The following is a 22334-nucleotide window of genomic DNA, read 5'->3' as shown; positions in this document are numbered from 1 at the left end:
ACTTGTCCAGCCGAAACACGACCCGACGCGCGGCAGCCAGGGCGCCCGGCGCCCCGCCCATCCGGCGTCAGCCCTTCTACATCAAATGGGCCCCCGCCGTCCCGGTCTCCAGCGCGGGGCGCCCAAACCTTAACCGGGGGTGGTGAGCACGGTTTCGCGGGGCAGCACGAGTCGCCCCCCCTGTGTCCTCCGGGACGCGGTCAGGCGATCCCTGGCCGGGCGAGAAAGCGCTCTACCGCGCCCGCCAGGGCCCCGACCAGTTTCGCGCGGTGGTCCGGACGGCGCAGCGCCGCCTCGTCCCCGCGGTCCGAGAGAAAGCCGAGCTCGACGAGCATGGAGGGGATGTCGGGCGCCTTCAGCACGGCGAAGGCGGCCTGGCGGTGGGTGTTCGGGAGCAGCGCCACGCGCGAGCGCAGGGCGTCCACCGCCAGATCGGCCAGCCGCTCCGACCCTACCCGGGTCTCCTGCCGCACGAGGGAGAGAAGGATACGCTGCACGTCCGGGGGAACCGGCGGAAGCCGGAGCCCGCCGGCCGCGTCCGCCGCGTTCTCCCGCCGCGCGAGCGCCGCCGAGAGCGCGTCCGAGGCCCGGTCCGAGAGGGTATAGACACTGGCTCCCCGCGCCCCGGGCGCGGAATCCGCATGGATGGAGAGAAAGAGGACGGCGTTCTGCCGGCGGGCGAAGGCGACCCGGCCTTCCAGCGGCACGAAGACGTCGCGGGTGCGGGTCAGCACCACGCGGCAGGCACCGCCCGCCTCGAGCCGGCCCTTCAGCTCCTGCGCGGCGGCGAGGACGATCCGCTTCTCCTGCGTGCCGGAGACGCCGATCGCGCCGGGATCGCGGCCGCCATGGCCGGGATCGAGCACCACCACGGGCCGCGGGTCCGGTCCGGGGCGCGGGGCGGTCCGCGCGCCCCGCGCCGGACGTTCGGCCAGAGCGAGGCCGGGCATGGCCAGGCCCAGGACGCCGGCCCCCAGCAGGGCGCGGCGCGGCAGCGATCTCGTCATCCCCCGGCCCCCCCAGGACCTTGACGAGCATCCTATCACGGATCCGGGCAGAATTGCGGACTCCGCGGGGCCTCACGGGGCCGTGTCCGGCCGGGAGGTGTGGCTTTCCTCCCACAATCCCCCGGCTTGGCTTGCCCCTGGCCCCCCCCCTGCGTATGTTGGGTTGCCCCGGCGGCACGCCGCCGGTGAGGGTTACGGGCACGGCCGACGCGGACAGCGATCCCCCGGCCGCCCGCGCCACCTATGTGGACGCCCGGCCCCGCGCCGCCCCGGACTGGGGCCGACGCCCCCCTTCCCCGAAAACGGGTCCGGGCGCGACGGCCCCGCCTTGTCGGGTCCGGCCGGAGCAAGCCCCCTCCCCGGCGCGCGCCACGCGGCGCGTCAGGGCCCAACCCGTCCGTCACTGGACATCGAACCCGCACGCGCCTGCCGCCGGCCCGTCCGCGCGCCCTCCCGGCGCCGCACGGGGCCCGCGCGCGGCGCGCCGAAACACCAGGGCCGTCCCGACCGGGACCCGGCCCGCCGAGCGGGAAGGAGCGGAGAGGCCGGAGGATGACATCCCCTGCGCCACGCCGTTCCCCGCCCGCGCCCATGAACCCCATCCGCCGCCGGCTGCCCCAGGGGCCCCGCGGCGCGGAGCCACGCGTTTCATGACCAAGCGCATGCTGATCGACGCATCCCACCCCGAGGAGACCCGGGTGGTGGTGCTGGACGGCAACCGCATCGAGGACTTCGATGTCGAGACCGAGAACCGCCGCCCCCTGAAGGGCAACATCTACCTCGCGAAGATCGTGCGGGTGGAGCCGTCCCTCCAGGCCGCCTTCGTCGAGTACGGCGGCAACCGCCACGGCTTCCTCGCCTTCGGCGAGATCCACCCGGACTACTACCAGATCCCCGTCGCCGACCGGCAGCGCCTGATCGAGATGCAGGCCCAGGAGGATGACGAGGAGGACCCCGAGGACGAGATCGAGACCGCCGCGGAGCGCCTGGCGCCGCGCGACGATGCCGACCTGAACGCCGCAGCGGCCGAGCGTCCGCCGGGCGAGGCGGCCCCCACGGAGACGGCCGGATCGGCGACCGAGGCGGCCGGCGTCCCGGCGACGGCGGCCGAGGCCGCCGACACGCAGCCCGGCGCGGCGCCGGGCGAGAGCCTCGGCGAGGACGGCGCGCCTGCCGCGCCGACCGGCGAGCCCCCTGCCCCGGCCCCGGAGCCGACCGACGCCCCGGCGAGTGATGCCCCGCCCGGCGAGACCGGCGGCGGGGAGGACGGCGCCCCGCCGCCCCGCACCCAGCCCATGTCCATGCATGTGGACCGCGTGAGCGAGGGCGATGGCGAGCCCCATGAGAACGGCGAGCACGGCGGCGACGTCGAGACCGTGACCGAGGCCGCGCCCCCGCCCGAGACCATCGGCGGCGGCCGCCGCCGCGAGGAGGAGGACGAGGATTCGGAGGATGAGCCGCGCGAGCGCCGCATCCCCTCCCGCTACCTCCGCCACTACAAGATCCAGGAGGTGATCCGGCGCCGCCAGATCATCCTCGTCCAGGTCGTGAAGGAGGAGCGCGGCAACAAGGGCGCCGCGCTGACCACCTACATCTCCCTCGCCGGCCGCTTCTCGGTCCTGATGCCGAACTCGCCCAAGGGCGGCGGCGTCTCCCGCAAGATCTCCTCCGTCGCGGACCGCAAGCGGCTGCGCGAGGTGATCGACGAGCTCAACCTGCCGCGCGGCATGGGCATCATCGTCCGCACCGCCGGCGCCCAGCGCCCGAAGCCCGAGATCCGGCGGGACTGCGAGTACCTGCTGCGCCTCTGGGACAACATCCGGGAGCGCACCCTCGCCTCCATGGCCCCGGCGCTCGTCTATGAGGAGGCGAACCTCCTCAAGCGCTCGATCCGCGACAACTTCTCCCGCGACATCGAGGAGGTGCAGATCGAGGGTGAGGAGGCCTTCCGCGAGGCCCGCGAGTTCATGCGCGCGCTGATGCCGCAGCACGAGCGGAAGGTGAAGCACTACCGCGAGCCGGGCATGCCGCTCTTCGCCCGCGCGGGCGTGGAAGCGCAGCTCGACGCGATGATGTCGCCCGTCGTGCAGCTCCGCTCCGGCGGCTACATCGTGATCAACCAGACCGAGGCGCTCGTCTCCATCGACGTGAACTCCGGCCGCGCCACGCGCGACCGCCACATCGAGGACACGGCGCTGCGCACGAACCTGGAGGCGGCGGACGAGATCGCCCGCCAGCTCCGCCTGCGCGACCTGGCCGGCCTCATCGTCATCGACTTCATCGACATGGAGTCCAGCCGCAACGACGCGATGGTAGAGCGCCGGCTGAAGGAGGCGCTGACACAGGACCGCGCCCGCATCCAGGTCGGCCGCATCTCCCATTTCGGTCTGCTGGAGATGTCCCGCCAGCGGCTGCGCCCGAGCCTGACGGAGCACGCCTTCGTCACCTGCCCGCACTGCCAGGGGCTGGGCATCGTCCGCTCCGCGGATAGTGCGGCCCTGGCCGTGCTGCGCGCGATCGAGGAGGAGGGCGCCCGCCGCCGCGCCGCCGAGATCGTGGTCCACTGCGCCGCCGCGACGGCGATGCACCTCCTCAACCACAAGCGGGAGCGCATCGCGGGGCTGGAGGAGCGCCACGCGATGTGCGTGCTCTTCGAGCCCGACCCGACGATGCACGGCGCCCAGCTCCGCATCGAGCGGACCCGGCCGCAGATCCAGGGCGCACCCGTGAGCGCCCCGCCGGCCGCCGCCGCCCCCGCGCTGCGGATGGACTATGTCTCGGAGCCCGCGGCCGAAGAGGCCGAGGACCTCGCTGAGGAGGAGGGCGAGGAGGAGAACGGCCCCGCCGGCGCCGAGGGCGGGGACAAGTCCCGCCGCCGCCGCCGTCGGCGCCGCGGCGGACGCCGCGAGGAGGGCCGGAGCGCCGAGGAGGGCACCGAGGCCACGGCCGGCGAGGAGCTCGCCGAGGCCGAGGAGCCGCGCGTCACCGAGGCCGGCGACGAGGAGGGCCCTGGCGAGCTGGAATCCGCTGGCGCCGGCGAGGCCGGCCGGGACTCCGAGGGCGAGCCGGGCGAGGAGGCCCGCAACGGCGATCCGCGCCGCCGTCGCCGCCGTCGCCGCCGGGGCGAGGCCCCGCGGGAGGGCGACCGCCCGGAAGTCCGCGACGAGGAGCGCCCGGAGATGCGTCCCGAGCCGCGACCCGAGCCGCGCTTGGCGCCGCGCTACACCGGCCCGACCCCGGCCGATCCCTTCGCCGGCACCTATGACCACCTGCTGGACGCGATGGAGGCGGCCGAGGAGGCCGCGGCCGCCGCTCGGCCCCGCCCGCGCGCGCCCGTGACCGAGGCCCCGGCCGCCGCGTTGCCAGGGGGGATCGTTTCCGGCGAAGCACCGGCCGAGGCCGCGCAGCGCGCGGAGCCGGCCGATGCCGTCGAGCCGGTCGCCGAGGCCGCGGCCCAGGCTCCTGCCGAGAGCGGTTCCGGCTTCGTCACGCCCGAGGCCGCGGCCGCCGCCGCGGAAGCTCCGGTCTCGGAGGCCCCCTCCCCGGAGGCTCCGATCCCGGCGACCCCGGAGCCTGCCCCTGAGGCCGCACCGGCCCCCGCGCCGGAGCCCGTGGCCGCCGCCGAGCCGCCGCGTCAGGAGCCGGTGGCGGCACCGCCGATCCAGCCGGTGGTGCTCGGGACCCCCGACGCGCCGTCGGCCCCGCCGAAGCGGGGCTGGTGGCGGCGCTGACCCTTCGCGGAAGGGTGGCGTGAGCGACGAACTCTTCCCCCCGCTTCGCGCGGGGGGGCTGACCCTCCGCGCGCTGCGCGCGGAGGATGCGACAGCCCTGCACCGGCTGGTGAACGACTGGGAGGTGGCGCGCATGATGCAGCGCATCCCCTTCCCCTATCCGCGCGAGCTGGCGGATGAGTGGATCGCCTCCACCCATGCCCAGATCGCCGCGCGCACCGCCTGGCACCTCGCCATCGTGAAGGAGGAGGGCGGGCGGGAGACGCTGGTCGGCTGCATCGGCCTGACCACCGCGCCCGACGCGCCGCGCCAGGGAGAGCTGGGCTACTGGGTCGGGCGGCGCCACTGGGGCGCCGGCATCGGGCGGGAGGCGGCCTCGCGCCTTTCCCGCTGGGCACTGGCGAATCTTGAGATGGACGTCATCCGCGCCTCGGCGCTGGAGGACAATCCACGCTCCGCCGCGCTGCTCCGCCGGATCGGCTTCGTGGAGGAAGGGCGGGCCGAGCGCGAGTTCTCCGCCCGCAACGCGCGGCTTCCGGTCACCCGCTTCCGCATGTCGCGGCAGGACCTGACCGATCTGGCCCCCGCGCCCGCCGAAGCGGACGGCGTCCCGGCCGTGTCGGCGCCGACGGGCTTCGGGGCGAATCTCCTGCTCGTCGCAGCCTGCGGGCTGATCGATGCGGACGGGCGCGTGCTGCTCGCGCGCCGGCCGGAGGGCAAGTCGATGGCGGGGCTGTGGGAGTTCCCCGGCGGCAAGCTGATGCCTGGGGAGACGCCGGAGGAGGCCCTGATCCGCGAGCTGCGGGAGGAACTGGGGATCGACGTCTCCGCGGCCTGCCTCGCGCCCTTCGCCTTCGCGTCGCACCCGCTGGATGGGAAGCACCTGCTGATGCCGCTCTACCTCTGCCGGCGCTGGACCGGGACGGTGACGGCGCTGGAGGGGCAGGGCCTGGCCTGGGTGCGGCCGAACAAGCTGGCGGACTACGCCATGCCGCCGGCGGACAAGCCGCTGGTCGCGCTGCTGCGCGATTTCCTCTGAGGGCAGGCTCGGTCCGGCACGGCGGCCTCGGGAAGGCGGCGGCGCGCGTTGCGCCACCGCCGTGGCACCGGACCGGCGGGGGCAGTTTCCCGTCTGCCGGGATCGGGTCTAGGAGGAGAGGTAGAACCTCACGGAGGCGCGCCGCATGACGAACCCCACCGCCGCCCTGCTCATCATCGGGAACGAGGTGCTGTCCGGCCGCACCCAGGACGCGAACCTGAAATTCATCGCGACCCGCCTGGGCGAGCTCGGCATCCCCTTGCGGGAGGTGCGGGTGATCCCCGACGTGCCGGAGACGATCATCGGCACGGTGAACGCGGTGCGTGCGGCCTTCACCTACGTCTTCACCACGGGCGGGATCGGCCCGACGCATGACGATATCACCAGCGAGTGCGTCGCCCGCGCCTTCGGCGTGCCCTGGGAGGTGCACGAGCCGTCCCGCGCGATCATGGAGGCGGACTACGCACGCCGGAACCCGCCGGTCGCGATGAACGCGGCGCGGCTCCGCATGGCGACCCTGCCGCGCGGCGCCGAGCCGATCCTGTGCTCCGAGACGAGCGCGCCCGGCTTCCGGATGGAGAACGTCTTCGTCATGGCCGGCGTGCCGCGGATCATGCGGAGCATGTTCGAGGTAATCGCGCCGACGCTCCAGCGCGGCACCCCCGTACAGTCCCGCACCCTGCACGCGAACGGGCTGCTGGAGGGCCAGATCGCGGCGGCGCTGGAAGCGGTGCAGGCGCGCCATCCTGCGCTCGATATCGGCTCCTACCCCTATTACCGGGAGGGCGGGAATGGTGTGGCGCTGGTGGCCAAGGGCACGGACGCGGCGGCGCTGGACGCGGCGGCCGCCGAGATCGCGGAGCTGATCCGCGCGGACGGGAAGGTGCCGGTAGAGGGCGAGCCGCCGGCGTGACACCCGGGGAGGCGCTGCTTCCCCGGCCCCCTCCGCCGGGCGGCTGACAAGCCCCCGGACTCCGTGATCTGAAGGCCCCCCCCGTGGGACGCCGTGCGTCCGATCCTGGCGGATTGGGTCCTGGCGACCGGTGATGACTTTACCCAGGGTCGCCAGCGCAGATCCGCCGCGCCAGCCGCACCGCCGTGTGGCCGCGCATCACACGGGGACTCGGCATGACCAGCAGGCAATCGTCGTGCGGGGTGCGGATCTCGGCCTCCCCGTCCTGGGCGATCAGGGTGCCGGCACGCGGCACCACGTCGCCGCCGCGCAGGCCCGCCGCGAAGGCGAAGTGGCGCGTCGCCGCGACCACCGTGCGGGTCACCTCCCAGGCGGTAGGCGGCGGCACCGGTGGAGCGGAGACGCCGGGCCACATGCCGAGCCGGCCGAGCAGCCGGATGGCGCTCGAATCCAGGACTGCGGGCGTCTCCGGCTCCCAGTGCATGCCGCCCTCGACGAGCGCGGCGGTGGCTCGACCGTCCTGGCTGGCGAAGGGGACGTAGTCGATCAGGCGCGGCCCCTCCGGGTGGCCGTCATCGGCGACGACGGTGCACGGCGTGCCGATCGCGCAGGCCAGGTCGCGGGCGCGGGCCGGGCGGCCTGCCAGGATCAGCGGCTCGGACGGCCACAGCATGGAGTGCAGGTCCAGCAGGACGTCGGCCCGCTCCACCACCGGCAGGAGTTCCCGGGCGCGCCGGAGCTCGACGCTGTCGTGGCGGGCCGCGAGGCGCTCGGGGCTCCAGAGACGGTTCAGGTCCTCGTCCACGTAGCGGGACAGGGTGGGATCGGCCGGGTCGAAGCGGTTGAAGGCCGCGAGATTGGCGAAGACGAGCGTCAGGCGTCCGCGCAGGGGCCGCAGCCCCCTCTCCAGCCAGCGCGCGAGGACGAGAGCGCCCGCGATCTCGTTGCCGTGGATCAGGGAGACGATGACGGCGTGCGGCCCGGGCGCGGCGGCCGCGAAGCTCCAGACGCCCGGAACCTCCCCGCCGGCGGCATAGGGCCGCAGATCGGGGACCGGCAGCCGGACGGCGAGGCTCGGCTGCGGCACCGTCACGCGCGACGGCCACGCCGCGACCGCGGCCCCTCATCGCCGCGCGCGCGTTCCCCACGCGTCGGCGCGGGCCGCTCCGATCTCGCCATCCGTGTCTCCCGCGGCCACTCTAGCCGTCGGCGCCGCGCCGACCAGGGGGGCGCCGGGTCACCGCCGCACAAGGTCCGCCGATGCCGCTCTTCCTGTCCCGCCTGTTCCCGCCGCGCCCGAGCTTCCTCGCCGACATGACGCCGGAGGAGGGCGCGGTGATGGGCGCGCACGCCGCATACTGGTCCGGGCTGGCGGAGCGCGGGATCGCGATCCTCTTCGGCCCGGTGCCGGACCCGGCGGGCCTGTTCGGGGCCGGCGTGCTGGAGGCGGCGGATCTCGCCGCCGCGCAGGCGATCGTCGCCGAGGACCCGGCGCTGCGGAGCGGCCTCGGCTTCGCGGGCGCCCTGCACGAGATGCCCGGCGCCGTGCTGGGGCGCCGGGTCGGCCCGGCCTGACGGGGAGCGGCGCACCGCTCCGAGGACGGGGCGGTTCCCGCCCCGCCGGGATCAGCGCATGGCGGGCGCGTAGATCAGCCCGCCCTGGCTCCAGAGGCGGTTGATACCGCGCTCGCCGAGCATGGGCAGCAGGGTGCGGTCGAAGATCTCCCCGTAGTTGCCGACCTGGCGGATCGCCTCATAGGCCCAGCGGTCGTTCAGCCCGAGCATCGTGCCGAAGCCGCCCGAGACGCCGAGCAGGCGCTGCACGTTCGGGTCTGCGCTGCGCAGCCGCTCCTGCACGTTCGCGCTCGTGATGCCCTGCTCCTCCGCCTCGATCAGCGCGAAGAGAGTCCAACGCACGATCTCCAGCCAGCGCTGGTCACCCTGCGCCACGACCGGGGAATAGGGCTCCTTGCTCAGCACCTCCGGCAGCAGGATGAAGTCGTTCGGGTTCGGCGCGCGGGCGCGGGTGCCGGCGAGCGCGGCGCGGTCCCAGTTCATCGCGTCGCATCGGCCGGAGAAGAGCGCCTCGAAGATCTGCTCGAGGTTCTGGAAGACGAGCGGGCGGAGGGTGATGTTGTTGGCGCGCGCGAAGTCCGCGACGATCAGCTCGTTGGTGGAGCCGGTCTGGACGCAGACCGAGGCGCCGTCGAGCTGCACGGAGCGCTCCAGCCCCGGGCTGCGCCGCGCCAGGAAGCCTGCGCCGTCATAGAAGGCGACGCCGGTGAATTCGAGGCCAAGCTGGATGTCGCGCTGGAAGGTCCAGGTGGTGTTGCGGGAGAGCACGTCGATCTCCCCGCTCTGCAGGGCGGTGAAGCGCTGCGCGGCGGAGTAGGGCTGGAAGCGCACCTTGTTCGCGTCGCCCAGCACGGCGGCGGCGAGCGCCCGGCAGAACTCGGCGTCGAAGCCCACCCAGCGGCCCTGGCTGTCCGGCACGGAGAAGCCCGGCGTGCCCTGGGAAACGCCGCAGCGGATGTGGTCGCGCTGGCGCACCGCGTCGTAGATCGGCGTCGCGCCGCGGGTTGCCGCGGGCGCACCGGGAGCGGCGGGCGTGGCCGGCGCCTGGGCCTGCGCCGCCCCGAAGGCGAGCGGCAGGGCGAGCAGCGCGGCGGTGAGATTTCGGCAGAGGGCCGCGCGCGCCAAGGTGGCGAATCGCATGGTGTTCGTTTCCCTGGTGAAGCGGGGGCATCCTGCCCCGTGCCTGTCAGGGGGAAAAGCCGTCCAGCGGGATGGGCGGCGGGCGGCCGGCGATCCCGTCCGCGATCACGCGGGCCGATCCCATCGCCAGCGTGAAGCCCAGCCCGCCATGGCCGATGTTCAGGTGCAGGTTCGGGTAGCGCGGCACGGAACCGAGGATCGGCAGGCCGGTCGGCGTCGCCGGGCGCAGCCCGGTCCAGGGGTTCAGCACCTTCCAGTCGGTCGCCTCCGGGAACGCCTCCTGCGCCTGGCGCACGAGCAGGTCCAGCCGCCGCAGGTCGAAGCGTGTGTCGTAGCCGACGAGGTCCGCCATCCCCGCGACGCGCAGGCTGTTGCCGAGCCGCGCGTAGACCACCTTCGCCGCGAAATCCGTCACGCTGATCCGCGGCGCCGCCGCGTCGGACAGGATCGGCAGCGACAGGGAGTAGCCCTTCAGCGGATAGATGGAGGGGCGCAGGCCCAGCGGGTGCAGCAGCCGCGTGCTGCCGGAGCCCATGGCCATCACCACGGCGTCCGCCTCGATCACCCCCTCCCCCGTCAGCACGCCGACGGCGCGCTTGCCGATCGCGAGGATCTGCCGGACCTCGTGCCCGAAGCGGAAGGCGACGCCGAGATTGCCGTCGCGCATCGCCGCCTCCAGCCCCGCGCAGAAAAGGCGGCACTCCGCCGCGTCCTCCCCGCGCGTGAGGATGCCGCCGACGAGGCGGTGCCCGATGCGCGCGAGGGAGGGCTCGGCCGCGAGGCATTCCTCACGCGACAGCGCCTCCTGCTCGCTCCCCAGGGACCGCTGGTAGTCCAGCAGGCGCCGCGCGGAATCGAAGGCCGCGGCGTCGGAATGGGCGATGAGCTTGCCGGAGTGGCGGAAGGCGCACTCGATGCCCTCCTCCGCAATCGTCGCGCGCGTCAGGTCGCGGGAGAGGAAGGAGAGGAGCAGCAGTCGCCGTGTCGTCTCGTCCGCTTTGGCGCCGTTGCAGGCGGCCAGGAAGCGCAGCCCCCACTCCCACTGCGCCGGGTCCAGCCGCGGGCGGAAGCGCACGGGGCTGCCGGGGTCCAGAAGCCAGCCCGGGATCTTCGGGATGATCCCCGCCCCGGCCAGCGGCGCGACATAGGAGTAGGAGAGCTGCCCTCCATTGGCGTGGCTCGTCTCCAGCGCCACCCCGCTGCGGCGCTCGATCACCGTCACGGCATGGCCGTCCCGCGCCAGCAGGTAGGCGGCCGCCAGGCCGGTGACGCCGGCGCCGAGGACAAGGACCTTCATGCGGGCACCATCGCGCGAGCCGCCGTCACCCCGTCATCCGCGCCACGATGTCCACCACGCAGTCCACATCCGCCCGCCACCTCTTCTGTCCCGTCGGGTCCTCCGGGTCCGCGCCGCCGACGACGAGCGCGTAGCGGTGGCCCAGGCTGGAGAACATGTTCGCATGGGCCTGCAGCCAGGTCATCATCGGCTCCACCGACACGACGACCGTTCCGGGCCGGCAGAAGACCGTGTTGAACATCCCGGCGCCCCCGGGGCCGACGACCACGCGGGCGGCGGCGAAGTGGCGCACCTGCTCCTCGAAGGCATGCGCTTCCGGCTCGAAGATGTGGAAGCCGCGGTCGCGCATCGCATCGATCAGGGCCTCCTCGTTCAGGCAGCGGCGATATCCGGGGCGGGTCCGGCCCTGGGCCAGCCGCGAGACGTAGAGCTTCTCCGGCCGAGGTCCGCCGCCCCGCCCGTGCCGCTCCGCCACCTCCCGGAAGAGCGCGACCGACGCCGCGTCCAGGCCGCCGCCCCGCGCGCGCAGGCCGGGGAGGATGAGCGATTCGAAGGCGTAGACGCGCCGGTGGTCGTGCGGGACCACGCGCCCGGGGTCCACGCCGAAGGCCCGCAGCACGGCGGATTGCCAGGGATTCCCGCCCGCGATCAGGGGCAGACCGTCCAGCCCGCACTGGCGCAGAGTGACCAGCTTCGGGACGGCCCGGACAAGGAAGGCGCCGTAATTCCCCTGCTCCATCGCGGTCAGGCAGGCGGCCTCCCCCGCGATGCGGACGGGCTCGCCGGCCGAAGGGGAGAAGGAGAAGCTGTCCTCGGCGGCAGCGTAGTCGAGGGGCACGGACTCGAAGCGGCGGCGTCCCTCGTTCCGGAAGACCTCCGCGGACAGGCCCGAGACGCGGCTGTCGGTGACGAGGCGGGGCGGGCCGCCGGTGACGACGGCCCGCTGGCCGCACAGGACCGCGCCGGGGATGCGGACCACGAAGACCTCTCCCCCGGGCAGGTGCGTGGGGCGGAGAAGGCGCTCCGCCGCCTCGCAGTCGCCGAAGGGGCGGGCCAGGATCTCCGGCGGCCGCCGGAGCGCGCCCTCACCGGTCCGCCCCGGCTCGGACAGCAGCACCGTGGCCCCGGTCTCCGGCGGCAGGAGGAGCGGATCGCCGGGGACGATCCGGCCGGGAAGGGCCAGCGCCCCCTGCACCCGGCCGTCAGCCCCCTTGCGCCGTCAGGACGACCACTGCGCCACGAAGGCGTCGAGCCCCACGTCGTAGCCGGCGCCGAGCGCCGCGAAGGTCCACTTCCCGCCCTCCCCGCGATAGAGCGAGACGGGCTGCACGCTCACCTTGCCCGCGAAGTCCGTGCCGAGCGGATAGCTCGCGAGGACCGAGCCGTCCGCGTCGTTGTAGAGCGTCGCCACGGCCTTCAGCTTCGACCAGTCCTGCCGGCGCGCGAGGCCCTCGTGGATGGTGGCGACCACCGCCACCTCGGTCGTCTCGGGCGGCAGGGCGTTGAGGTCGATGGTGACGGTCTCGTCGTCGCCCTCGGCCTGGCCGGTGCGGTTGTCGCCGGAATGCACCACCGCATCCCCCGGCGCGCGGAGGTTGTTGTAGAAGATGAACCACTCGTCCGCGATGAAGCTCTTCTTGTCCGCGCCCTTCAGCACCGCGACGGAGACGTCCGCGTCGAAGGCCGCGCCGCCCATCGCGTTGCCGTCCCACGCGAGTCCGATGCGGACGCGGCTCAGCCGCTTCTCCAGGTCGAAGCTGCCGCCCTTGCGAAGGTTGATGGCCATGGGGGGTTTCCTGTGCTGGGGGATCAGGCGGAGGCGGCGCGGAGCCAGGTGGCGAGCTCGTCGGTCACCAGCCCCTCGTACAGCGCGTCATCGGGGATGCTGGCGATGTCCGGCACGGACATGAAGCCGACATTCGGATAGCGGTCCCCCATTCGCTCGATGAAGGGGAAGCTCCCGCCGCCGATGCCGATGAACTGGATGTAGAGCGGCCGGCTGGACGTGGCCTCGATGGCCGTCTCCGTCTCCCGCTGGTCCGTGTTCTCGCCGTCGGTCAGGAAGAGAAGCAGCGCCGGGGTCTGGGGCTTCTCCACCTTGCGGCCGCCGAAGCCGAGGAAGCCGCCCACCCGCTCCGCCTCGAACCAGTTCGCTCGCGCGGCGGCGATGGGCGGGGCATAGGCGGTGCCGCCCCATTTGCTGATGGGACTGTCCATGATCTCCCGCCGGACATAGCCGCCGATGCTGCTGCCGGTGATCGTGGGCAGGGTGGCCATGCGTTCGTCGAAGGCCCAGGCGTCCATGCTGCCGTCATCGTCCAGGTTCATCGCCAGCGCGAGGAAGCGCTCCGACACCGCCTGCACCACGCCGCGCACGTACAGCTCCTTCATGGAGCCGGAGACGTCGATCGCGAAGCCCACCCGGGCCCGGACCGTGTGGATCTTCCGCTTGGCGAGCACGATGCCCGCCTTCTTCCGCAGGTCGATCATGCTCATGGCGCGTTCCTCCCGCCCATCCGCCCGTTCGGTCCCGGCGACAGGGCGTCGATCGCCGCGGTGATCCCGTCCGCTGCGCCGCGCAGGCCCGTCGCGGCCGTCCGCACCTCCCGAGGGGCGGCGCGGGTGCCCTGGGCGAGGATCGCGATGCTCTGGACGCAGTTGCGCTTCCACAGGCCGACCAGGTCCACGGTCAGGGACCGCGCGCCCGCGTGGAGCTCGGCGTAGCGCAGGCGGAGCACCTCGAGCTGTGCCGCATCGGTCGTCGCGACGATGCGCGATTGCCGCAGTCCCGTGCCCCGATCCTCCAGCGCGCGCAGGGCGGAGGCGAGGCGCGGATCGGCCGCCTCTGGCCGGGCATGCAGGGCGAGCACGGCCTGGAGGGCCCGGATATGCGCTTCCAGCTCCTCCCGGGCGGCCGCTTCCTCGGCGATCATCGCCTCGATCTCGTCCAGCCCGGCGCGGAGCTTCGGCAGGGCGGCGTCGATGCCCGCGCACTCCAGCTCCACCGCACGGATGGCGTCCCCCAGCCGGTCCTGCGCGGGCGCGAGGGAGCGCAGCACCCGGGAGGCGACGCCGCCATCCGCCGCGAAGAGGTCGTCCACGCTCAGCCCGGTGATCTGCCCGCGGATGCGGCCCATCCGGGCGGTGACGTCGTTCGGCACCTCGGAGCGGACGAGGTCGAGCATCCGGTCCGGCAGCGCGCCGATCCGCGCCTGCACCGCGCTGCCGAACTCCGCGACGAAGCGGGCCTCCCCCAGCCGTTCGGCCAGGGCCACGGCAAGGGTCCGGGCCTCCGCCATGACCTTCGCGGAGGCCGTGCCCTCCGGATCGGTCACGAGGTCGAGCACGGGCGGGCGGGCGACGGCGATCCCCGGAAAGGCCGGTGCGGGGGCCCGGGCCGGCGCGGCCGGGGCCTGGACCCTGACCGGAACCGGAGCCGGTGCCGGTGCCGGTGCCGGTGCTGGCGTCGGGACAGGGGTTGTCCCGTTCCCGAACAGCGGCTTCGGCACCGGTGCCCCGCTCGAGGGCCGCGCCTCGCCACCCGGCGGCCCGGATGGCGGCCCGGATGGCGGAAAGAGCGGCTTTGGCCTGTCCGTCATGGCAGGGCGCGTCCGGCTTGGATCATGGTCGCGGAAGGGCCCTCAGCCGCGCGGACGCCTGGCCTCCGCGACCAGCCGCTCCAGCTCGGGCAGCTCCACCGCGCCGGGAACGATCGTGTCCCCGATGATGAGGGCTGGTGTCCCTTCGATCTGCAGGCGCTGGGCGAGGGCGATGTTCCCCTGGAGCCGCGCCTGGATCGCGGGGTCCTCCATGTCGCGGCGCAGGCGCGGCCAATCGAGCCCGGCGCGCTGCGCCTCGGCCTGGAGCACCGTCTCGGTCGGCTCCACCCGCAGGCGCATCAGCGCGTCGAACAGCGGCTCGTACTTGCCCTGCCGGTGCGCCGCGAGCAGCGCGCGGCTGGCGAGGACGGAGTTCGGCCCGAGGATCGGCAGGTCCTTCAGCACCACGCGCACGTTCCGGTCGCGTTGCAGAAGCTGCTGCATGGCGGGGTAGAAGCTCTTGCAGTAGCCGCAGCGCGCGTCGAAGAACTCGACGATCGTCACGTCGCCGCGCGGATTGCCCTTCACCGGATCGGCGGCGTCGCGGAACAGGGCGTCGGCGTTGTCGGCCAGGGCCTGGCGCCGGGCCGTCTCCTGCGCCTGCCGCTCGGAATCCTGCAGCGCGCCGATCGCCTCCCGCAGGATGGTGGGATCGGTCCGCAGGGCCTCCCGCAGGATGGTGACGATCTCCGCCCGCTGCTCCGGCGTGAAGCCCTGCGCCAGGGCGGCGCCCGCGGCCAGGACCAGGGCGGCGGCGGCCATCATAATACGTTTCATCGGTTGCGGTCCCTTCGGAGTATCTCTTCCTCCGCCCGGCGCTGGTCGCGGGTGAGGTTGTCGCGCCGTACCACGTTGCGCAGATCCGTGGCGCGCAGGCGGGCGGGGCCGGGGGGCAGGCCGCGCTCGGCGCGGGCGGCGCGGAAGCGCGCCTCGGCCGTGTCGCCCTCTGCCATGGCCTGCTCCGCCATCGCCAGCTCGGCGTTCGGCAGGTCCCCCAGGCGGCCATAGGCCACCGCGAGCTGGGCCCAGGCGAAGCCGCTGTCGCGGTCCTCCTGCACGGCGTTCCGCAGCTCCGTCACCGCCTGCCGCAGCGCGGCCTGGTCGCCGCGCTCGATCAGGGCGCGGGCATGGGCGATGCGGATCAGCGGCTCCCCGGGCGCGAGCCGCACGGCCGCGGAGAGCGGCGCGATCGCGTCCAGCGGCCGACCACCCTCGAACAGGATCTGGCCCTTGAGTTCCAGCAGATAGGGGTTGCCGGGCTGCTCGCGGATAATCGTGTCCAGGATCTCGATCGCCGCGTCGGTGCGGCCGGAGCGGAACTGGGCGATGGCGCGGGCATAGCGCCCGGCGGCGGAGTTGTCGTTCTGGTAGCGGCGCCAGGCCACCATCGGCGCGTCGATGAAGGCGATCAGCTTCGCCCGGACCATGGCGAAGCGCGTCTCCAGCGCGGCGGGCACCGAGACGTCGGAGAAGCGGCTGCGGCCTATCTGATCCCGCACGAACTCCAGCCGGTCCCGGGACAGGGGGTGGGTGCGGAAATACGGGTCCTGCCTCGCGGCCGCCAGCAGCTCCTGATCCAGCAGGCGGCGCAGCAGGCGCTCCAGGCCGCGGCCCGACCAGCCCAGCCGGTCGAGGAAGACCATGCCCGCCTGGTCCGCCGCCTGCTCCTGGTTCCGGCTGAAGGCGTAGAGCTCGCCCATGGCGCTGCTCTGACCCCCGAGCATCATGCCCATGGCGACGTCGGAGGAGCGCGCGGCCACCCCGGCCCCGGCGCCGATCAGCATGGCCGCGATGGTCCGCAACATTGCGGCCCGCATCTCCTCCGGCAGGCGGGCGACATGGCCGCCGGCGACGTGCCCGACCTCGTGCGCCAGCACCCCGGCCAGCTCCCCGGCGCTGTCCGCCTGCTGGATGAGCCCGGTGTGGATCACCAGCCGGTTGCCCTGGGTGACGAAGGCGTTGATCGCCCGGTCCTGGACGAGGGTGAGCTGGACCAGCCGCCGGTCCACCCCGGCCGCCCCGAGGAGCGGATCGAGGAAGGCGCGGATCATCGCCTCGGTCTCCGCGTCCCGGATGGTGGCGATGGCGGCGCGGGAGCCCCCTTGCGCCCACGCGGCGGGCGTGGCCAACACCGTGGCCACGACCAGGATCGCCGTGACGGTGACCCGGGCAAGGAGACGCGACAGGGCGATGGCAGGCACGATCGGCACTCGCATGGGGGGCACCCTAGCCGCAACGCGGGCCGGCTGTGCAGCCCGCCCCCCGATGCGGGTCCCCGGGCGCGGCACATCCGCGCGGGCCGGCTCGTTCGCCCTGGCGCTCGGGCTGCTGGCGGGGTGCTCCACCCTGGAATCGGTGGGCAACTCGCTCGGCGGCGGCAATCCGGTCCAGGCGGGGCAGCAGGGCTTCGTCCGCGGCTTCCTGGGCAATGTGGTGGCCGAGGAGCCCCGCGCGGCGATCGTCGGCCGCGACGTGCTCTCGGCCGGCGGATCGGCGGCGGATGCGGCCGTGGCGGCGGCCTTCGCCCTCTCCGTCACCCTTCCCTCCCGCGCCGGGCTGGGCGGAGGCGGCGCCTGCCTGGGCTATGATCCCCGGCGGAACGAGACTCAGGCCTTCCTCTTCCTCCCCGGTGCGCGGGCGGGCGTGCCCTCCGGCGCGGACCGGCCGGCGGCGGTGCCGCTCATGGCGCGCGGCCTCTTCGCCCTTCACTCGCGCCAGGGCCGCCGCCCCTTCGAGGAGACGATCTCCCCCGCGGAGAGCCTTGCCCGCTTCGGCACCACCGTCTCCCGCGCGCTCGCGGCCGACCTCGCCGCCGTCTCCGGGCCGCTGCTGGCCGATCCCTATGCGCGCGTCTCTTTCTCCGCCAATGGCGCGCTGGTGGCCGAGGGCGGCCGGATCGTGCAGCCGGACCTCGCCACCACCCTGTCCCAGCTCCGCACGTCGGGCGTGGGCGACTTCCACGGCGGCGGGCTCGCCCGCCGGATCGAGGAGGCGAGCGCGGCCGCCGGCGGCTTCCTGACGGTCGGGGAGCTGCGGGCCGCCGTGCCCCAGGCCGTGGCCCCGGTGTCGGAGCGGCTCGGGAGCGACATCCTCAACACCCTGCCGACCGCGGTGGATGGCGGCGCGACGCTGAACGCCTTCCGCGCCGCGGCGGCCGGCCAGGGGGCGCCAGTGGTCGGCGGCATGGTCCCGGCCAGCACGGCCCTCGTGGTACAGGACCGGGACGGCGGGGCGGTGTCCTGTGCCTTCACCCTGAACAACCTCTTCGGCACCGGGCGGGTCGCGCCGGGCCTGGGCTTCCTGCTCGCGGCGGCGCCGAACCTCGGCAGCGTCTCCGCCCCGCCGCTCGGGGCCATCCTGGTCACCAATTCCAACACCCGCACCATGCGCTACGTCGGTGCCGGGTCGGGCCAGGGCGCGGCGCCGGCCGCGGCCGGCGGCCCGGCGGGGCTGCACATCGTCCGCCGCGCCGCCCTGCTGGATGCCGTCGCCTCCGGCGCGCCGGAGCCGGGCCGGGCGGTGGCGGTGTCCTGCCTCGGCGAGGTCTCGGCCCGCGGCTGCCAGGCGGTGGCGGACCCGCGCGGGGCGGGGCTGGCCGCGGGGAACAACTAGCTTGGCCCTGAAGGTCGGGCGCGGAGCGCACGCGCCGCCCTTCCTCGTCATGGACGTGATCACGGCGGCCAATGCCCGCGCCGCCGCGATCCCGCCCGGAGAGCCCGGCATCCTGCGGATGGAGGTCGGCCAGCCCGGCACCGGCGCCCCGCGCGGCGCCGCCGAGGCCGCCATCCGCGCCCTGCGGGACGGCCATCCCATGGGCTACACGGAGGCCTTCGGCCTGCGGTCCCTGCGGGAGCGGATCTCGGGGCATTATGCCAGCCGCTACGCCACGACCATCCCGGCCGCCCGGATCGCGGTGACGGTCGGGGCCTCTGGCGCCTTCCCCCTCGCCTTCCTCGCGGCCTTCGACGCGGGGGACCGGGTGGCCATGGCCGCGCCCTACTACCCGCCCTATGCGAACATCCTGACGGCGCTCGGCATGGTGCCGCAGCTCCTGCCGTGCGACGCCTCCACCCGCTTCCAGCCGACCGTCGCCATGCTGGAGCGGCTGGACCCGCGGCCGGCCGGGCTGATCGTCGCCTCCCCCTGCAATCCCGCCGGCACGATGCTGCCGCCCGACGAGCTGGCCGCCATCGCCCGCTGGTGCGACGCGGAGGGCGTCCGCCTCATCTCCGACGAGATCTACCACGGCCTGTCCTACGGCCTGGAGGAGGCGACCGCGGCCGCCTTCTCGGGCAGCGCGATCGTGGTGAACTCCTTCTCCAAGTACTTCTCGATGACGGGGTGGCGGATCGGTTGGCTCGTGCTGCCGGAGGATCTGGTCCGCCCGGTGGAACGGCTGGCGCAGAACCTTTTCATCTCCGCCCCGCATGTGGCGCAGGTCGCGGCCGAGGCCGCGTTCGACTGCATCCCGGAGCTGGAGGCAAACCGCGCCGCCTATCGCCGCAACCGGGAGGCGCTGCTGGCCGGCCTGCCCGCGGCGGGCTTCGACCGGATCGCCGCGGCGGACGGCGCCTTCTACCTCTGGTGCGACGTGGGGCACCTGACGAATGACAGCCCCGCCTTCTGCGCCCGGATGCTGGAGGAGGCGGGCATCGCCGCCACCCCCGGCGTGGACTTCGACCCCGAGCGCGGGTCGCGCTTCGTCCGCTTCTCCTATTGCGGCCCGGAGGCCGACATGGCCGAGGCGCCGGGGCGGCTGGCGCGGTGGCTCCGCGCCGGGGTTGGCTGAGCCGCGCTCAGCGCGGCATCATGTTCGCGCGCTGGGCGCACTCGCGCATCTTCTGCAGCGCCGCGCCCGCGCCGCTCAGCGACAGGTTGAGGTTCCGGCTGCCGACGTCGACGCGCAGCTCCCGCCCCGCGCGCATGGCGACCAGCAGGTCGGAGATCTGACGCGCCTCGTCCTCCGTGGTCGCGAGGACCACCATCACGGGGGCGCCAGCGCGAGGGACGCGACCCTGCATCTCGAAGGTCCGCTGGTCCACCCGGAAGCGAACGGTCTCGTCCGCGGCGAAGGTCGCGCCCTCCATCTGCACGGCGAGGACGAGGACCACCACCTCGTCCGCCCCCTTGCCGATCGTGATCTGGAGCGAACCCCGGCCCGGCGAGGGCGTGCCGGAGATGCAGCCCTGCCGTCCGGGCGCGTTCAGCGAGCCCTCCACCCACTGGCCGTGGCGGGTCAGCTGCGGCTGCCCCGACTGGGCCGGGCGCTGCCCCTGGGGCGACCGCTGCTGGGCCTGGGCGGCGGATGCCGCGAGCATCACGAGGAGGGCGAGCGCGAGCCGGATGAGCATGGGGCCCCATAGAGCAGATCGGCGGGCGAGGGGAAATCGCCGGGGCGCGTGAATTGCGCACCACGACCGGCTTCGGAGGATCGCGAACGCGTGATCTCGTGCCGGATCATCCCATCTGGAAGACCGGTTTGGCACGCCTGGCACGCTGCGTCAGGGCTTCGGGTCGGCCTCCGCCCCCGCGTGGTACCGGCCGTCCCCGCGCGGGGTGACGGGATCATGGGTGCAGAGAATGGCGAGCTCCGCCCCGCGCTCCCGCGCCAGGGCGCGCAGGCGGCCGGCGCTGGCATGGCGGGCGCCGCGGTCCACCTCCATCACGCCCTGGTAGCTGCTGGACAGCGGCGGGCAGTCCTTCTCGTCCGCCAGTTCCGAGTGCATGAACACCGCGTCCCCCGCGTGCAGCACCCAGCCCGCGCCGGTGTCGAGCGCCACGCCGCAATGCCCGCGCGTGTGGCCCGGCAGCGGCACGAAGAGAACGCCCGGCGGCAATCCGTGGCGCCCGCCGAAGGCGTCCAGCCCCATCCAGGGCGTCGTGCCATCCCGCGCGTCGTGCTCCTGCATGACGGCCGGGATCTGCGCCGGCCGGTAGCGCTGGGCCGCCTTCAGCCCCGCGCGCTCCCGCGCCGCGGCCGCCTCCACCGCGTGGACATGCACGGCGGCGCCCGGAAAGTCGCTGATCCCGCCGGCATGGTCGAAGTCGAGATGGGTCATGACGATATGCCGCACATCCGCGGGATCGAGGCCGAGCCCGCGGACACGCGCCACCGCCGTATCCTGCGGATCGAGCTGGACGCGATCGGCGAAGCGGAAGATCGGCGACAGGCGCGGATTGGGATGCGCGACATCCTGCAGCCCGACGCCCGTGTCCACGAGGATCAGCCCGTCCTCGCTCTCCGCGACGAGGCAGCGCAGCGCGAGGCGCGCGGCGCCGAGGCCGGACGTGACGCCGTCCCACAGCTTGCCGCCATAGGGACGCATGGCACCGCAGTTGATGACGTGGACGCGCATCTCCGCCGAACGGCACCGCGGCGGGCGAGTTGCCGCGCGGACCGCATGCGGCGACCGCCGTGACATCGCCGTCCCGGCGCATCTCGGAAAGGTGAGACGCCACGTTCCGAGAGCGTGCCAGTCTGCGAGCGGGGGCGTGGACGAGGGGCGGAGTGGAACATGGACGTCACGCTCGAGTTCAGCATCGCCTTCGTGGACGGCGCATCGCCGCACCATGCGCGTCCTCCGGTTCTCCGGCGCATCACGCCGAGTGCCGAGGTGGTTTCCCTGTCGCGCGACCGGGCGACGCTGCGTGCGCGCGTGTCGCTGCCCACGATGACCGCCGCCACCTACACGCTCTCGCTGTCCGGGCGGGACTTCTTCGACGCGGAGTTCAGCTTCAGCCTCGTCGGCCTCGGTCCCGTGGTGACGCCGATCGTGGCCAGCCCCTTCGTGCGCCGCGTCGTCGTGCGGCCGGACCCGCGCGGCCCGGTCGTCGCCATCGACGTGATGGCGCCCCGCCTGCGCGAGGTGCCGGGCCCCGGTCCCGACACCGTGCGCCAGCAGCGCGTCGCCCGCATCGCGGACGAGCCGCTGGCCGCCTTCCCCCGCCAGGCGCCGGTCGGGCGCGGCAATGGGGTCCTGGTTCACGAGCCGGACGGAAACACGTTCCTGGCCGATATCCGCAGCGTGGATGTGGAGCCGGCACGCCTGCACTACTTCGAGCTGAAGCAGGGCCACGCGCTGATCGCCGCCTATGTGCCGAGCCGCGCCCTGCCCACCGCCGGCGACTACGTCATGTACTTCAAGCCGCCGAAGCACAATGCCACGACGCCGAAGGAGGTGGTCGAAATCTACATGACCCAGGGCGGCGCGTCGGTGCACTCGCAGATGGCCGCCTATGAGGAATCGGAAACCACGGCGATCCACCTTCTGCTGGTCGGGGAGGCCGGCAGCGTTCCGCAATGGCTGGTGACCGCGAATGGCCTGCACGCTGCGATCCTGGAACTGGATGCCTCGCTGCGGGCGGGCAACCCCTTCCTCGTCGGCAGCGGCGTGCGCTCCATCGCGCTCGCCGGCTTCAGCCAAGGCGGCGAATACCTGGCCAGCGTCATGCACCGCGTGACCCACTCGCCGCTGGACGGGCTGCTGAAAGCGGTCTTTGTCTTCGATTGCTTCTTCCCGAACGGCGAGCCGCCCTTCAAGAACAGCCTGCGCACCTGGTTCAATGGCGGCAGCGACCGGGTGATCCGGTCCTACTGGGGCCACACCGTTCACCGATGCGACCTCTACGACAGCGAACCCGGCTCCGCCTTCGCTGGCGATGACGGCACGGTGCAGCGGACGATGCGCTTCGGCCACCCGGCGGGCGTGCCGGACTACATGTGGATCGGCTTCACCGAGGCCTTCCTGAAGCACCGCTGCCAGTTCCTGAAGCAGGGCACCGACCTGCACCACGCCATCCCGAAGATCTTCCTGCCCCATGCGCTGCGGACGGCGGGGATGGCGCGTCTGGGGATCTGAGACGTCGGTTCGGCGGCCCTGGGGGAGAGAAGGAATTCTCTCCCCCAGACCCCCACTCATCTTCTTTTGTCAGGCTGCCGCGGAATTCGGAGATGGGCTCCCCCCCCCCGAATTCCGCGGCAGCCTGTCGAGAAGAATTGCGGGGCCGAACGCACTGCCTCCGACGGTCCGGGG

At 73.8% G+C, this 22334-nt stretch carries 19 protein-coding genes; 7 read left to right on the top strand and 12 right to left on the bottom strand.

The genetic code is table 11. The features are described 5' to 3' along the window. Nucleotides 1-200: 200 nt before the first annotated feature. The gene (locus tag ACP6CK_RS25835; protein ID WP_426956200.1) at nucleotides 201-1007 is read right to left on the bottom strand and encodes an N-acetylmuramoyl-L-alanine amidase family protein; all 807 of its coding nucleotides are present in this window, start codon (nucleotides 1005-1007) and stop codon (nucleotides 201-203) included. 650 nt (nucleotides 1008-1657) lie between these two features. On the opposite strand from ACP6CK_RS25835, the gene ACP6CK_RS25830 reads away from it, so the two are divergent. The 3 genes from ACP6CK_RS25830 to ACP6CK_RS25820 all read left to right on the top strand — a co-directional run bounded on the left by ACP6CK_RS25830 (nucleotide 1658) and on the right by ACP6CK_RS25820 (nucleotide 6690). Further along, entirely contained in the window at nucleotides 1658-4738 is a 3081-nt protein-coding gene (locus tag ACP6CK_RS25830) for an Rne/Rng family ribonuclease (RefSeq protein WP_426956199.1), read from the top strand. Nucleotides 4739-4757: 19 nt separating this feature from the next. Beyond that, entirely contained in the window at nucleotides 4758-5777 is a 1020-nt protein-coding gene (locus tag ACP6CK_RS25825) for a bifunctional GNAT family N-acetyltransferase/(deoxy)nucleoside triphosphate pyrophosphohydrolase (protein WP_426956198.1), read from the top strand. Between the two features lie 145 nt (nucleotides 5778-5922). Beyond that, nucleotides 5923-6690 carry a competence/damage-inducible protein A gene (locus ACP6CK_RS25820; RefSeq protein WP_426956197.1) on the top strand — a complete coding sequence of 256 codons (768 nt, stop codon included), beginning with the start codon at nucleotides 5923-5925 and terminating at the stop codon, nucleotides 6688-6690. A gap of 139 nt (nucleotides 6691-6829) precedes the next feature. On the opposite strand, the gene ACP6CK_RS25815 is transcribed toward ACP6CK_RS25820, so the two are convergent. Beyond that, the gene (locus tag ACP6CK_RS25815) at nucleotides 6830-7783 is read right to left on the bottom strand and encodes a peptidase M14 (protein WP_426956196.1); all 954 of its coding nucleotides are present in this window, start codon (nucleotides 7781-7783) and stop codon (nucleotides 6830-6832) included. A gap of 167 nt (nucleotides 7784-7950) precedes the next feature. On the opposite strand from ACP6CK_RS25815, the gene ACP6CK_RS25810 reads away from it, so the two are divergent. Next, complete coding sequence (locus ACP6CK_RS25810) at nucleotides 7951-8265, top strand: YciI family protein (RefSeq protein ID WP_426956195.1); 315 nt, start codon at nucleotides 7951-7953, stop codon at nucleotides 8263-8265. A 51-nt stretch (nucleotides 8266-8316) separates the two neighbouring features. Here the strand turns inward: ACP6CK_RS25810 and ACP6CK_RS25805 are convergent, their stop codons facing one another. The 8 genes from ACP6CK_RS25805 to ACP6CK_RS25770 all read right to left on the bottom strand — a co-directional run bounded on the left by ACP6CK_RS25805 (nucleotide 8317) and on the right by ACP6CK_RS25770 (nucleotide 16517). Then, on the bottom strand, nucleotides 8317-9405 hold the full coding sequence (locus ACP6CK_RS25805; RefSeq protein ID WP_426956194.1) for an amino acid ABC transporter substrate-binding protein: 1089 nt from the start codon (nucleotides 9403-9405) through the stop codon (nucleotides 8317-8319). 46 nt (nucleotides 9406-9451) lie between these two features. Then, nucleotides 9452-10702, bottom strand: coding sequence for a D-amino acid dehydrogenase (locus ACP6CK_RS25800; protein ID WP_426956193.1), 1251 nt, complete (start codon nucleotides 10700-10702; stop codon nucleotides 9452-9454). Nucleotides 10703-10727: 25 nt separating this feature from the next. Then, nucleotides 10728-11897 (bottom strand): glycosyltransferase family 61 protein, encoded by a 1170-nt coding sequence (locus ACP6CK_RS25795; RefSeq protein ID WP_426956192.1) that lies wholly within the window; start codon nucleotides 11895-11897, stop codon nucleotides 10728-10730. Between the two features lie 24 nt (nucleotides 11898-11921). Continuing rightward, nucleotides 11922-12488 (bottom strand): TerD family protein, encoded by a 567-nt coding sequence (locus ACP6CK_RS25790; protein ID WP_426956191.1) that lies wholly within the window; start codon nucleotides 12486-12488, stop codon nucleotides 11922-11924. Between the two features lie 23 nt (nucleotides 12489-12511). Then, nucleotides 12512-13198, bottom strand: a complete 687-nt coding sequence (locus tag ACP6CK_RS25785; RefSeq protein ID WP_426956190.1) for a VWA domain-containing protein — start codon at nucleotides 13196-13198, stop codon at nucleotides 12512-12514. After that, nucleotides 13195-14211 carry a hypothetical protein gene (locus ACP6CK_RS25780; RefSeq protein WP_426956189.1) on the bottom strand — a complete coding sequence of 339 codons (1017 nt, stop codon included), beginning with the start codon at nucleotides 14209-14211 and terminating at the stop codon, nucleotides 13195-13197. Before ACP6CK_RS25780 ends, ACP6CK_RS25785 begins: the two co-directional genes overlap by 4 nt. A 132-nt stretch (nucleotides 14212-14343) precedes the next feature. Continuing rightward, nucleotides 14344-15078, bottom strand: coding sequence for a DsbA family protein (locus ACP6CK_RS25775; protein WP_426956188.1), 735 nt, complete (start codon nucleotides 15076-15078; stop codon nucleotides 14344-14346). Further along, a complete protein-coding gene (locus ACP6CK_RS25770; protein WP_426956187.1) occupies nucleotides 15075-16517 on the bottom strand; it encodes a M48 family metalloprotease in 1443 nt (480 codons plus the stop codon). Before ACP6CK_RS25770 ends, ACP6CK_RS25775 begins: the two co-directional genes overlap by 4 nt. Before the next feature lie 49 nt (nucleotides 16518-16566). Between ACP6CK_RS25770 and ACP6CK_RS25765 the strand changes: the two genes are divergently transcribed. Continuing rightward, entirely contained in the window at nucleotides 16567-17913 is a 1347-nt protein-coding gene (locus tag ACP6CK_RS25765; RefSeq protein ID WP_426956186.1) for a gamma-glutamyltransferase, read from the top strand. Nucleotide 17914: 1 nt separating this feature from the next. Then, nucleotides 17915-19090 carry a pyridoxal phosphate-dependent aminotransferase gene (locus ACP6CK_RS25760; RefSeq protein ID WP_426956185.1) on the top strand — a complete coding sequence of 392 codons (1176 nt, stop codon included), beginning with the start codon at nucleotides 17915-17917 and terminating at the stop codon, nucleotides 19088-19090. A 7-nt stretch (nucleotides 19091-19097) separates the two neighbouring features. Here the strand turns inward: ACP6CK_RS25760 and ACP6CK_RS25755 are convergent, their stop codons facing one another. Both ACP6CK_RS25755 and ACP6CK_RS25750 read right to left on the bottom strand, forming a co-directional pair. Next, a complete protein-coding gene (locus ACP6CK_RS25755; protein WP_426956184.1) occupies nucleotides 19098-19652 on the bottom strand; it encodes a DUF1176 domain-containing protein in 555 nt (184 codons plus the stop codon). A gap of 150 nt (nucleotides 19653-19802) precedes the next feature. Continuing rightward, nucleotides 19803-20657, bottom strand: a complete 855-nt coding sequence (locus tag ACP6CK_RS25750) for an MBL fold metallo-hydrolase (RefSeq protein ID WP_426956183.1) — start codon at nucleotides 20655-20657, stop codon at nucleotides 19803-19805. A 159-nt stretch (nucleotides 20658-20816) separates the two neighbouring features. Between ACP6CK_RS25750 and ACP6CK_RS25745 the strand changes: the two genes are divergently transcribed. Then, on the top strand, nucleotides 20817-22160 hold the full coding sequence (locus ACP6CK_RS25745) for a hypothetical protein (RefSeq protein WP_426956182.1): 1344 nt from the start codon (nucleotides 20817-20819) through the stop codon (nucleotides 22158-22160). Nucleotides 22161-22334 lie beyond the last annotated feature (174 nt).

Origin of the sequence: Muricoccus radiodurans (assembly GCF_050154705.1) — a bacterium.
Classification (GTDB): Bacteria; Pseudomonadota; Alphaproteobacteria; order Acetobacterales; family Acetobacteraceae; genus Roseomonas; species Roseomonas radiodurans.
This window is presented reverse-complemented; position numbering and strand designations above follow the sequence as displayed.